The sequence below is a fragment of the Synergistaceae bacterium genome (assembly GCA_012521675.1).
Lineage (GTDB): Bacteria > Synergistota > Synergistia > Synergistales > Aminobacteriaceae > JAAYLU01.
In genome coordinates, this window is record JAAYLU010000094.1 from 1 (window position 1) to 12,273 (window position 12,273).

General features: G+C 59.7%; 14 protein-coding genes. 1 reads left to right on the forward strand and 13 read right to left on the reverse strand.

Annotated elements, in window-relative coordinates:
- From GX181_08900 to GX181_08955, 12 genes are all read right to left on the reverse strand, one after another.
- A partial coding sequence (locus GX181_08900; protein ID NLM72057.1) for a PHP domain-containing protein occupies nucleotides 1-560 on the reverse strand: 560 nt, incomplete at its 3' end.
- A 3-nt stretch (nucleotides 561-563) separates the two neighbouring features.
- The gene (dnaX, locus tag GX181_08905; GenBank protein NLM72058.1) at nucleotides 564-2,354 is read right to left on the reverse strand and encodes a DNA polymerase III subunit gamma/tau; all 1,791 of its coding nucleotides are present in this window, start codon (nucleotides 2,352-2,354) and stop codon (nucleotides 564-566) included.
- Between the two features lie 93 nt (nucleotides 2,355-2,447).
- Complete coding sequence (locus tag GX181_08910; protein NLM72059.1) at nucleotides 2,448-3,527, reverse strand: M48 family metalloprotease; 1,080 nt, start codon at nucleotides 3,525-3,527, stop codon at nucleotides 2,448-2,450.
- A gap of 49 nt (nucleotides 3,528-3,576) precedes the next feature.
- Complete coding sequence (locus GX181_08915; GenBank protein ID NLM72060.1) at nucleotides 3,577-4,035, reverse strand: flagellar protein FlgN; 459 nt, start codon at nucleotides 4,033-4,035, stop codon at nucleotides 3,577-3,579.
- On the reverse strand, nucleotides 4,022-4,513 hold the full coding sequence (gene fliS, locus GX181_08920; protein ID NLM72061.1) for a flagellar export chaperone FliS: 492 nt from the start codon (nucleotides 4,511-4,513) through the stop codon (nucleotides 4,022-4,024). Before fliS ends, GX181_08915 begins: the two co-directional genes overlap by 14 nt.
- A 141-nt stretch (nucleotides 4,514-4,654) precedes the next feature.
- A complete protein-coding gene (trxB, locus tag GX181_08925; protein NLM72062.1) occupies nucleotides 4,655-5,839 on the reverse strand; it encodes a thioredoxin-disulfide reductase in 1,185 nt (394 codons plus the stop codon).
- A 43-nt stretch (nucleotides 5,840-5,882) separates the two neighbouring features.
- Nucleotides 5,883-6,728 carry a peptide chain release factor N(5)-glutamine methyltransferase gene (gene prmC, locus GX181_08930; protein ID NLM72063.1) on the reverse strand — a complete coding sequence of 282 codons (846 nt, stop codon included), beginning with the start codon at nucleotides 6,726-6,728 and terminating at the stop codon, nucleotides 5,883-5,885.
- A gap of 4 nt (nucleotides 6,729-6,732) precedes the next feature.
- Nucleotides 6,733-7,806 (reverse strand): peptide chain release factor 1, encoded by a 1,074-nt coding sequence (gene prfA, locus GX181_08935; protein ID NLM72064.1) that lies wholly within the window; start codon nucleotides 7,804-7,806, stop codon nucleotides 6,733-6,735.
- Nucleotides 7,803-8,726, reverse strand: a complete 924-nt coding sequence (locus GX181_08940) for a DUF1385 domain-containing protein (protein NLM72065.1) — start codon at nucleotides 8,724-8,726, stop codon at nucleotides 7,803-7,805. Before GX181_08940 ends, prfA begins: the two co-directional genes overlap by 4 nt.
- 22 nt (nucleotides 8,727-8,748) lie before the next feature.
- On the reverse strand, nucleotides 8,749-9,450 hold the full coding sequence (locus GX181_08945) for an FAD-dependent thymidylate synthase (GenBank protein NLM72066.1): 702 nt from the start codon (nucleotides 9,448-9,450) through the stop codon (nucleotides 8,749-8,751).
- A 53-nt stretch (nucleotides 9,451-9,503) separates the two neighbouring features.
- Nucleotides 9,504-9,737, reverse strand: coding sequence for a 50S ribosomal protein L31 (gene rpmE / locus GX181_08950; protein NLM72067.1), 234 nt, complete (start codon nucleotides 9,735-9,737; stop codon nucleotides 9,504-9,506).
- A 113-nt stretch (nucleotides 9,738-9,850) separates the two neighbouring features.
- The gene (locus GX181_08955; GenBank protein NLM72068.1) at nucleotides 9,851-10,372 is read right to left on the reverse strand and encodes a hut operon positive regulator HutP; all 522 of its coding nucleotides are present in this window, start codon (nucleotides 10,370-10,372) and stop codon (nucleotides 9,851-9,853) included.
- A gap of 289 nt (nucleotides 10,373-10,661) precedes the next feature.
- On the opposite strand from GX181_08955, the gene GX181_08960 reads away from it, so the two are divergent.
- The gene (locus GX181_08960) at nucleotides 10,662-11,621 is read left to right on the forward strand and encodes a TAXI family TRAP transporter solute-binding subunit (GenBank protein NLM72069.1); all 960 of its coding nucleotides are present in this window, start codon (nucleotides 10,662-10,664) and stop codon (nucleotides 11,619-11,621) included.
- Between the two features lie 58 nt (nucleotides 11,622-11,679).
- Here GX181_08960 and GX181_08965 read toward each other — a convergent pair.
- Nucleotides 11,680-12,273: hypothetical protein (locus GX181_08965; protein ID NLM72070.1), on the reverse strand; the 594-nt coding region annotated here is incomplete at its 5' end.

Sequence of the window (12,273 nt, forward strand, 5' to 3'; positions counted from 1 at the left end):
CGGTTCACCTTGCTCTGCTCGGGGATGGAGTTGTGCATGATCTCAAGGAAGAAGTTGTCCTCGCCCATTATGTCCCTGTATAGGAAAGCCCGCTCAAGCGCCTCCTTCTCCCGTCCCTCCAGCAGGAGGGCGGGGATCTCGCCGGCCAGGCAGGCGGACGAGGCTATGAGCCCCTTCTTGTACCTCTCCAGCAGTCCGTGGTCGATCCTGGGCTTGCTGTAGAAGCCGTCGGTATAGGCTATCGAACATAGTTTGACGAGGTTGTGATAACCTTCCTCGTTCTCGGCGAGCAAGAGCAGATGGTGGGTCCTCCCCCGCCTGTCCCTTGACATGTGACCGTCAGCCGCCACGTAGACCTCGCATCCGATTATCGGCTTTACGCCGGCCGCGAGGCAGCTCTCGTAAAAATCGACCACCCCGTACATGGCGCCGTGATCCGTCATGGCGACGGCGGGCATTCCGAACTCCGCCGTTTTGGAGGCGAGGTCCCGACAGCGTATCGCGCCGTCGAGCAGGCTGTACTCGGTGTGAACGTGCAGGTGAACAAACTCTCTTGCCATCTGTCAGTTACTCTCCATTTCCGTCAAATCCCCGTCCTGTTCGGAGGGAGATTCTTCTCTTTTGACCATCACGACCTCCCCGTCCGTCCACCTGAGGACCTCGTCGACAAGGTCCTCGAATGGGAGCCTCTCCTGGCCGGCGGGTACCGACCTCGGACGCTCCACTGCGGGGGGCCGGGGCTTCCTCTCCGCGGGCGGAGGCTCGGTTGTCGCCTCGTCGGCATTCGGCGTCTCGGCCTCGGGGTCTTCCTCTCCGTACCTGCAGCTCTCGTCCCTCCACTTGACCAGGAGCTCCTTGTCTTTTCCAAGGACGCCCCGGGCCGCGGAGAGGAGCTGGTGTCCGTTTCTCTCCGAGGAGAGGGTGGCGAAGCCGTAGGCGGCATCGTCCGGCAGGGTGATCTCCGCGACGTTGCCCTTCAGTTCGATCTCTGCCTCCACCAGCAGACAGCCGAGATGCAGGTGATCGGAGAAAAGATGCCTCTCGAACTCCCTCCACGCCTCCTCGGACAGAGGTCCGTCCCTCGGGGGCGCAGGTTCTTTCTGGAGAGCGGGAGGGCTTTCGGCGGCCGCCGTCCTTACAGGCGCGGCAGGCTTGGGAACGGGCTCGGCCTTCTCGGCAGGCGGCGTCGGTTTGGCTGGAACATCATCCCGCACCGACCTCGGTCTCTCCTCCAGCCGCACCTCTGCGGGCGGAAGCGTAGCCAAGGCGCGGCACTCCAGGACCTTCGCGGCCAGCAGGCCGGACAGGACGTCCGTCCTCATGCCCGTGCGCACCTGCGGGATCAGCTTCGAGCAGTAGAGCATCATTTCGGAAAGCTGCTCGAGGGTCCACTCGTCGACCTCCCTGGAGAGGAAGTCCGCCTCGCTCACGGAGAGGAAGAGGGGTTCTATCACCAGTTCTCCCCATCTCTTAACCGCCCATAGGTTTCTGAACAGCAGGAAGACGCCCTCCACGATCCTCTGAGGGGAGGCTCCCTTCTGGAACATCGACACCAAGCAGGCGAAGGGCTCGACCTCCTCCTCCTTGATCGAGGCGACCCATCTCTCGAGGTCCGAGAGGGTGCCGCCGCCGAGCAGGCTGTCGACGGCCTCCTTGGAGACCTCCCCGTTGCCGAGAGTCATTGCCTGCTCCATCAGGGAGAGGGCGTCGCGGAGGGCGCCGTCGGAGTTTCTGGCGAGTTCGCGGATCGCCTCCGGGTCGAAGGGGGCCTTCTCCTCGACGGCGACTTGCTCCAGGCGGGCGCACATGGACCTCATGTCGATTCTCTGGAAGGGTATGTGCTGACAGCGTGATCGTATCGTCGCCGGTATCTTGTGAGGCTCCGTCGTGGCCAGTATGAACGCGACTAAGGGAGGAGGCTCCTCCAGCGTCTTCAGCAGGGCGTTGAAGGCCGAGATGGATAGCATGTGGACCTCGTCGATTATGTAGACCTTCCACTTGGCCGAGAAGGGTGACAGGGAGACGTGGGTCTTGAGCTCGCGTATCTCCTCCACCCCGTTGTTCGAGGCACCGTCGATCTCGATCACGTCGAGGCTCTCGCCCGCGCTTATGGAGACGCACTGTTCGCAGCTGCCGCACGGCTCGTAGCCGTCCTTTAGGTCGAGGCAGTTGAGTGCCTTGGCCAATAGCCGGGCGGCCGAGGTCTTGCCGCAACCCCTCGGCCCGGAAAAAAGCCACGCGTGTCCAATTTTTCCCCGTTGCAGCGTCTTCTTAAGGACATCGACGACCGTCTCCTGGCCTGCGATCTCCTCGAAGGTCTGCGGTCTGTAACGGCGATATAGAGATACGGACATGGATATTCCCCTTTTGTCTTGTGAAAATCAAAAAAGCAAAGACGGGCGGGGAGCGAGAGCGTCCCCTTCCCGTCCTTATTGTACCATTCGAAATCAGCGGTTGTAGCCGGAGCTCGGGTGTCTGTCCCTTGCCGCCAGGAGGGCCTCTACAAGGGACTCGCGAAGGTTGGACAGCGGGGTTGTTCCTTCCGGAAGGGGCTCGCGCGCCGCCAGGACAGGCCCGATGCGGAGCGCCTTCGCCCCTCCTATCTCAAGGACTTGGATGTCGTAGGGGGGTGTCTCCATCTGGAGGGAGCTCTCGATCGACTCGAAGAGTTTCTCGAGGACGATTCGTCCCTCCTCCCCGGCCGATGAGCGGCATACCTCCATCCCGTCGACGGTCAGGACCAGGTCTCCTCCCTCCGGGCGGATAGCCGGGCGCAAAAGGCGCAGGGCTTTTTTTCTCTCAAGGGGTACTCTCATCTCCTCGGCCATGTCGACGATGTAGTGCAATCGCTCGGAAAGCTCCGGGTGGGTGGCGTAGACGCCGAGGTCCACAATGGGGCGCTTTATCTGGTCGTATATCATAGCCTCCAGGGTCGTGACCATGGCGGCGGGCGGAAAGCCGGCGGAGACGAGCATCTTGAATCCCTCTTTGTCCGCCTCCCTCTCCAGGTCCATGCTGTAGGCGTTCGTCACAGCCACCTGAAGCAGATTCGTAAGGATCATGGGGCCGACGGCGCCTCTAGAGGCGATCATCAACGCAAGGGCCGCCACCGAGACCCGGGAGGAGCGGGCGGCCTGTTTCATCACGTGGTTTCTGTCCGCGTGCACAAGCTCGTGCGCCATTATCGCCGCGATCTCGGCGTCCGTACGCAGAAAATCCAGCATGCCGGTTGAAAAATAGATTATCCCGCCCGGCAGGCAGAAGGCGTTTACCATTTTGTCGCGAATCATTCGGACTTCGTATGGAAGGGGCCTTGTTGTGAAGGGTACCAGCTTGGCCAGAGTCAACTCGAGCCGGGCCATCTGAACCGGGTCGGCGGTCGTCTCCCATCTTTTTTCCAACTCGGCGGAGACTTTTTTTCCAAGGGCAATCTCTTTCTCCATGCTGTCGGCGAAGGATATAGAGACCGACATAAGGAGAAGCAGGGCTGTTTGAAGCAAAAACTGCAGAGGGCGGAAGCGTCTCATCTTGTGTGCTCCTTTGAATGAGGGCACTCTTTGATTGATCGGCAGGAGATCATACTCCTCCGGATTTGGAGTAGCCTTTAAGCGCCTCTTTTCCGCGGCTCAACCCGGCCATCTGGCTTCTGAGGGACTCCAGGTGCTTCTCCATTAGCTCCTGCACCCGGATCTCCTGCTCCAGGACTTTTCCGGCTACATCGTGTATGACGGAGAGGGAGGCTTTGAGGTCCTCCGCACCGTCGCCCAGCAGCTCCCCGAGCCTTCCCCAGAAGATGGGGCCGTCTCTCCCCTCCTGGAGGCCCATAGAGGTGGACAGGGAGCTCCACTGTTCGTGTATCTTCTCCTGGCGGGAGATGACGTCCTGCTTTTCCTGGAGGACGGTGAGCAGGCACTTCATGTCCTCGGCGAGCACGCACTCCTCCTCTTTCTCGACGAGGAGGGCGAGCTCGTTGAAGAGGGCCAGCTCCGAGGATACGAGGCTGGACAGGACCTCCCGGATATCAGCCTGCGACATTAAGACCTCCGGCCGGGACGGTGCCTCGCTCCATCGTGTCCAGGACGGGGGTAGCGCCCTGGATGACCGCGGGCTTCTCAACCCCCGCCTCCTCGGCGAGCTTGATGATGGCCTCCTCCCAAGTTGTGCGGAGTTCTTCGAGCATTCCTCTCACTACCGCGACCTTTTCCCCGTCCTTGTCGACATTGGCCTCGACCAGCATGAGGTACATGAAGTCGTAGAGCCTCATCAGGTTCGTCGTGACCTCGTCCCCCTCCTGGACCCTGAGAGTGACCATGAGCTCTCGTATGACGTTCTGAGCCCTCTGCAGGTTGTTGTTGGCCTCGTCGATCAGCCCTGCCTGCATAGCGCTCTCCGCACCCATGCAGCTCTTGATCCCTATGTCGTATGTTATGAGAAGAAGCTGCTCCCTGGAGGCCGTGTTAATTTTATTAGACAGGTACACAGCCTGTGCGTACTGTGTGTTCTTCGCGTCCATCGTATATTCTCACTCCTTCCCCGTCCTTTGTGTCGGAGGTCCGCCGAGGAAACCTTACTTGAGAAGGACACTTGCAATTTATTTCCATAATCGGCGAGGGTGGGATGCGGAGACCGGTGTCCGGCCTCCGCATAACAGGCATCACAAGAGGGGAAGCACGTCTGCGGCGGCGGTAATCGGAGACTTTTTCACGATCTGACCGGAGACTATTTCAACAAGGGCCGGAAGTTTCTCCAAGCCCAGTTTATCCGCCATCCGTTTGTTTCTGTAGCCATCGATGAGAGCGACCTTCTTTCCTTTTTCCTTGGTGAGGGTGTCGACCTCGTCGGAGAGCCTGACCTGCTCTTGGTCGATGCTGGAGTAAAAGAGCGCCACGACTCTTTCGGGCTCGAAGAGGACGGAGCGCAGGTGAAGCTGCTCATTGATGTAAGCCGACGCGCTCATCGCGGCTATCGCTCCGTCTGAGGCCGCCGTGACCACCTGGCGAAGGCCCTTGTCGCGCACGTCGCCCGCAGCGAATATGCCCTCGACCGATGTCTCCATGTTGTCGTCGGTCAAAATCCAGCCGCCTCTTGCCGCGTCCACCAGCCCCTTCACACACTCGTCGTGAGGGAGCTGCCCGACGAACATGAATACGCCGGCAACGGGGAGGTCCGACACCTCGCCGGTCTTGACGTTCTTTATGACGAGGTTCTCGACCATCCCGTCGCCCTCGATCTTCTCGACGACGGTGTTCCAGACCGGCTCTATCTTCGGATTGGAGAGGGCGTGCTCGATGGCCGCGCGATCCGCCCGGAACTCGTCCCTGCGGTGGATGATGAAGACCTTGGAGGCGAAGTTTGTGAGGTATACGGCCTCCTCGACCGCCGTGTTGCCGCCGCCGACTACCGCGATCTCCTCGTCCTCGAAGAAGGCGCCGTCGCACACGGCGCAGTAGCTGACTCCCTGGCCTATGTGCTCCGCTTCGCCCTCGCAGCCGAGCCTGCGGAAGTACGCGCCCGTGGCGATGATCACGGCCTCGGCCTCGATCTCGCCCTTGTTTGTCGTCACGATCTTCGACTCGCCGCGGAGCTCGACCTTCGATACGTCGACCTCTCTGAACTCGGTTTTGAACTTCTCCGCGTGCTTTCTGAACATCTCGGAGAGCTCCGGCCCGGAGGCGTGTTCGACGCCCGGCCAGTTCTCTATCTCCTCGGTCGTGTTTATCTGACCGCCTGCGACTCCCTTTTCGAGCAGCAACACATCAAGACCGGCCCTCCTGCCGTAGATAGCGGCGGTTAAACCGGCCGGCCCTGCACCGATGACGACAAGTTCCCTTTTTTCCATAACGGAATCATCCCTCCAAAAAACACATTATCTTACTTGGAAATTATACACGACGCATTACGAGAACGCGAGAGATGCCGGAATAATCACGATGGGTTCCGCCGGGAAGGAACGACGGGGAGGCGCTTTGCAGGATCGCCTCCGCCTGGTACTCGTCGCCTACCTCGAAGAGCAGCCATCCGCCGGGTTTTAAAAGCACCTCGGCGGCCGCGGAGAGCCTTCTGTACCACCGCATTCCGTCGACCCCGCCATCCAGGGCGGAGACGGGCTCGTAACGGACCTCCTCCACCAGGTGCGGAAGTTGGTCGGTTTTGATATAGGGAGGATTGCTTACAAGCATGTCAAGGGATCCGGCATGCAACGGCAGGTCTTCAGGAGTGCGGGAGTGCAGCACCAGGCACCTGTCGAGCACCCCGTGGCGCCTTAGGTTCCTCCAGCAGGCAGAGATCGCCAGCGGGTTGCAGTCGGCGGCCAGCCCCTCCAGGGCTCGGGATTCGCAGAGAAGCGACAGGGCAATGCAGCCCGTCCCGGTTCCCCAGTCGAGGAAGAGGCCCCCTTGCGGCGGCGTCAGGTCCAAGGCGATCTCGACCAGCAGTTCCGTCTCCGGCCTCGGGATCAGAACGCCCGGCGGGGTCTCCAGGGTTCTGCCAAAGAAGTCCCAGGAGCCGATGATGTGCTGCAACGGCTCCCTTGAAACGCGGCGTGCGACTATTCTTTGAATCTCGTTTATCTCGTTATCGTCGGTCTTCTCTTCTGGATGGGCCAGTAGGTGTCCGCCGGTACTGTTCAGGACATGCCGGAGTATCATGTCGGCCTCGAAGCCGGGAGACGGTACGCCCGCCTCGCTCAGGGCGCGGAGGATCCGCCTTCTGGCCTCGAAGACCGTCATGCGGTCACACCTCTGCCGTGTGCAGTTTTTGCGACTGGTCGGCCATTGTCATGGCCTCTATGAGCTCGTAAAGATCGCCGTCAAGGTACTGGTCGAGCTTGTAGAGGGTGAGGCCTATTCTGTGGTCCGTGATGCGGTTTTGAGTGTAGTTGTACGTCCTGATCCTCTCCGAGCGGTCACCGGTGCCTATCTGGCCGCGTCTCTCGGAGGCGAGGTCGTCGCTCTGCTTTTGAAGCTCCATGTCGTATAGCTTGGCCCTCAGGTAGGCCATCGCCTTTATCCTGTTCTTTATCTGGGAGCGCTCGTCCTGGCAGGTCACCACCACGCCCGTGGGCAGATGGGTTATGCGCACGGCGGAGTCGGTCATGTTGACATGCTGCCCGCCCGCGCCGCTGGCTCGGTACGTGTCGATCTTCAGGTCCTCGTTCTTTATCTCGACGTCGACCTCCTCGACCTCGGGCAGGACCGCCACGGTGGCGGTCGAGGTGTGAATTCTGCCTCCGGCCTCGGTCACCGGCACCCTCTGCACCCGGTGAACTCCGCTCTCGAACTTCAGCTTGCTGTACGCTCCGTCGCCGTCGATGCGGAAGACGATCTCCTTGTAGCCGCCGATGCCGGTCTCGTTGTAGTCGACGCTTTCGGTGCGCCACCCCTCCCGCTCGGCGAAACGTGTATACATGCGGAAGAGCACGGCAGCGAACAGAGCCGCCTCCTCTCCTCCCGCTCCGGCCCTGATCTCCACCATGACGCTCTTTTCATCGTTCGGGTCCTCCGGGAGGAGCAGTATCTTCATCTCCTCCTCCACCTGCTGAAGTCGCTCCTCCTTGGCGGAGAGCTCCTCCCTCGCGAGGGTCTCTAGCTCCGGGTCGCCGCATTGAAGCAGGGACCTGGCCTCCTCGATGTCCCCGGAGACCTTTTTCAACTCGCGGAACTTGGTCACTACTGGGGTGAGCTTGGCGTGCTTCTTCGCCAGCGCCTGGAGCTCCTTCAGGTCTGAGTGAAAGGCCGGGTCGGCCATCTTCGACTCGGTCTCCTCGAAATCCCTCTCCAGTTCTTGCAGTTTCTCCCGCAGGCTCACTCCGGATCACCACCGGCTGACGCAGGGGAGAGTTTTCTGCCCAGCGCCGTCTCCAATGACAGCAAAGCGACCTCTATCTGTTTCTCATCCGGCTCCCTGGTGGTCAAGAACTGAAAGGAGAGGGCCGGAGCCATCAGGAGCCTGCCGATCGCTCCCGCCTTGGAGGCTCCCTTGATGATCTCGTAGGAGACGCCCATGACAAGGGGAAGCAGCACGATCCTCATGCCGATCCTCCACATGATCGAACCGCTGCCCGCGATAGAGAAGACCACTATGCTGACAGCAACGACTATCAGGAGGAACGACGTGCCGCACCTGGGGTGAATGCGCGAGAATTTTCCGATGCTCTCCGGGGTCATCTCGGCGCCGGACTCGAAGGCGTTTATGGTCTTGTGCTCCGCTCCGTGGTAGCGAAAAACCTGGCGGATCTCGCTCCAGAGCCCTATCCCTCCGACATACGCCAGGAAGACAAGTCCTCGGACGCAGCCCTCCAGTACATTCTTGCCCGTGCTGGTCAGCCCCCACGATTCTACGGCGAGGTCCGACAGCCACAGGGGCAGAGCGATGAACAGACCCGCGACCGCGGCGATGGCTATAACAGTGGACAGAAAAAGCTCCTTGGCCGTGATCTGCTCCTCCTCGCCCACCGCGATCTGGGCCGACTTGTTCAGCGCCCTGAACCCGATTGTCATCATCTCGACCATGGTGACCACCCCGCGCACGATCGGCAGCTTCCACGGCATTTTTTTCGTCCTGGAGAAGATCGCCCAAGTCTCGCTCTGGATCTCCCCGTCCGGCTTGCGCACGGAGAGGCCCCAGCGGTCAGGCCCCTTCATCAGAACGCCCTCGATCACGGCCTGTCCGCCCACGGGCATCCTGTCCCGCTCGGCGCATTCGGCAAGGAACAAGGGCAAGGACATAAGAAACTTTCTCATGTTCACCTCACACTATCTTTTCTTCAAGGAGCTCTTCCAGAGTGGCGAAGGGATTGCCGCACGAGTGTTTCTCCTCGCATCTACCGGTGACCAGGCAGGTCGGGCCCGCCTTTTCAAACAGAGCGGGCGCTACGGGCCGAACCGCGACCAGCATCCTGCGGGCCAACTCTCTGATCTCCCATTGCGCCCTGCGGCAGAGCCTGAGAGTGAAGAAGTGATGCAGCTCGCGGGCGTTCATCGTCATTACCAACCTTGTGTTCCAGCCGTGGGGAAGGATGTAGCGCGCGTCCTCCTTCGGCACTCCCTGCTCCATCAATTCCGCGTAGAAACTGTGAACGGCCTTCGCCATCTCTTCGAACCTGCGTCTCAACGCGGGCTTGTCGGCGATGGAAGGAGGAACGACCAGGTCGAGCCTGTCCATGGGGACGTATCTCTGGCTCTGCTGGCTGAACGAGGCGATCCTGTGACGGACAAGCTGATGGGACGTCACCCTGCTGAGTCCGTCGATGGCGAATGTAAATGATGCATGTTCAAAGGGCGAAAAGTGTCCGCTGTCGCGAATGTGCCGCAGGAGAGACCTCATCTTCTCCGTCGTCTCGTCCTCGACGAGGTCCGATGCCGATACATCGCTATAGCACAGCCTGGCTGCGGCGGCGACTACAGCATCAGGCCGGGGCGTATGGGATAGAAGCATCACGCCACAGCTCATTGGTCCACACCCTTTCTAAACAAGGGAGAGGCACACCCTCCCTCTCGATTGCTCTACTCCACGTTGGTTCTCTGTCCGTAGTCGATCCCCTCGTACTTCTTCTGGAACTTCTCGAGCCTGCCGGCCTCTGTCAAAACCCTGGACCCTCTCCTTCCGGTGAAGAAGGGGTGGCACGAGGAACAGACTCCCACGCGAATCTCTTTTTTCGTGGAACGGGTCTCGAACGTGTTACCGCACGCGCAACTGGCGACGCACTTCTCGTACTGCGGGTGAAGATCCTTTTTCATCTATGGGCACCTCCAAAAAAATGTAAAACCGGAGTTAATGACCTCCAAACGAGAGAGAACTCTATCACAGGAAGGCCCGGTATGCAAGGGTTTTTTTGAAGAACTTGCAACAACTAGATATGCATAACTCCAAGTCCGCAGCGTTCGTGGTGGGCCACGGCGTGATAGGCCGTATCCCCCATGACCGCCACGGATATCCATCGACTGTTGCGAACAATGGCTATCTTTGCGCCTACGCTGGCCTCAAGCATCCCGACGGACAGGAAACCCTCCAACGCCTCGAGGGCCGCGTGCATCAGCGCGTGCATCTCGTTTCTCTTCTTCTCGACCACTCCCGCATTGAGGGATGCGCCCACCAGGGCTCCCGTTATTTTCTGGGGCAAGACGCCCGCAAGGCCTCCGACCTCCGTGGCCACCGATTTCCATCCGAGGGATGCCAGTTCCTTTTTAAAAGTGATCTCGGCCTCGTTGGTCGTTGTGGAGGCCAGCAGAAGCGCCGCCCTGCCCGCTTGATTTTCGTCGTCGATGCGTATTGTGAAGTTCAATTCCACTCCGCGCTTTTCTCTTCCGGCCTGGGGTTCGTTCGTGTCCAGGACAAGGGGACTGCCTTCGTCAACCGTGCTAACGCTCTCCATCTCTTCCAATTCCTCCTCGTCTTCCCCCAGGGGGCTTTTAAAGATCTTCTTCCAGATCACGCCATGCAGCTCCTCTCTGGTGATTTCTATGCATTATTATAGATGATAGTTGCTGAAAGAGCGCTTTTTGAGGCCGAGGGGAAAAAATATTCAACGGCTTTCTTGATACCTTTGAAAAATAGCTCTATACTATAACCAGTCAAGGCAAGGAATATTTTACGAGAGGAGGGAAAAACCGGGCTTCGATCAGCAACACCCAAAAATCGTTTTCTTAAGGAGGAAATCGCATATGAACAGGAAAGTAATAACCGGTCTTGCTCTTCTCACTCTCTTCGTCTTCGCAGGGGCTGCGTCGGCTACAACCTTCATATCGATAGCGACCGGCGGAACGGGCGGCACGTACTATCCGCTCGGCGGCGGTATCGCGGAGATCATCTCCAGGAACGTCCCAGAGCTCCAGGTGACCTCGGAGACGGGCAACGCCTCCGCGGCTAACATCAACCTGATAGGCACACACCAGATCGAGATGGCAATGGTTCAGAACGACCTCGCCTACTGGGCCGCCAGGGGGATGAGCCCATTCAAGGAGAAGTACGACAACCAACGAGTGGTCGCCTCTCTCTATCCCGAGCACGTCCACTGCATCACCCTCAAGGGAACCGGAGTCGAGGACATCCTGGACATAAAGGGCAAGAGGGTCTCAGTCGGTGCGCCGGGATCAGGAGTGCTTGGCGATGTCAGCGCCATTCTCAACGTGGCCGAAATGAAGTTCGGCGACATGGAGACCGACTTCCTCGACTTCAACGCGACAACCCAGCGCTTCAAGGATGGCCAGCTCGACGTCGGCTTCGTCGTTGCGGGATATCCCACCTCCTCCATCATGGATCTGGCCACCACTCACGAGGTCGACCTCGTCAGCTTCAACGACAGGTTCATGAATGATCTCGTCGCCAAGTACCCATTCTTCATCAAGGACGTAGTCCCGGCCGGGACGTACCAGGGCGTCGACAAAGACGTGCCGACCCCGGCGGTGATGGCGATGTTGATCTGCGATGCGGATCTCTCCGATGACGTGGTCTACAAGTTTACCAAGGCCCTCTGGGAGAACATCGCAGACCTGCACAAGGTCCACGCCAAGGCCAAGGAGATCACTCTTGAGACAGCCCTCGACGGAGTCTCCGTGCCGGTACACGCAGGCGCGGCGAAGTACTACCAAGAGGTCGGCATGAGCATCCCTGAAATCAATTAGCCTGAATCCGTTTCAAATCCGGATTGAATTCGAGGGGCGGCTCAAGCCGCCCCTCTCTCTATACTCTCAAAAACATATCCAGCGCCCGGAGCCATTCGCCGGGTTTCATGCAGCCGGAGGAGCCGTTCAGCCAGTCGGACCTGCCTCCGCCCTTGGCCGAAAGAGAGGGAGAGGATCTGATAAAGGAAGTGAAATCCCTCCCGACCTCGCTCCCCCTGTACAATAGGAAAACTCCCCTTCCACCGTCGAAGTCGGGCAGCAGCAGAAGGACTATCGAATCCGGATGATCGTTCGACCACCTCCTTGCCGATGCCGACACCAGGTCTTTCGGCACCCCCGGGATGACTGAAACAAAGACGCGGGTTTCATCCGCCGAGCGGATCTCCCAAGGAATCTCGATCATATGCGAGGCCCTTTCAAGGGCCTTTGTCAAAACGCCATTCTCGCTTCTCAAGCCGTTGAACACCGTCTCCAGCCGGCTCGGAGGGCAGCTGGCCTCCCGCGCCAGCCTCCTGGCGATTCGGCTCAGCTCGTCCCGCTCCTCCCCCGCGGAGGTCTTGTACCTTATCTCCCATCCGGGCGCCGGGCCCTTGAAGGCGGTGACGAGTATGTCTCCGACTTCGCCCGTCGAGGAGACGTGAGTGCCGGAGCA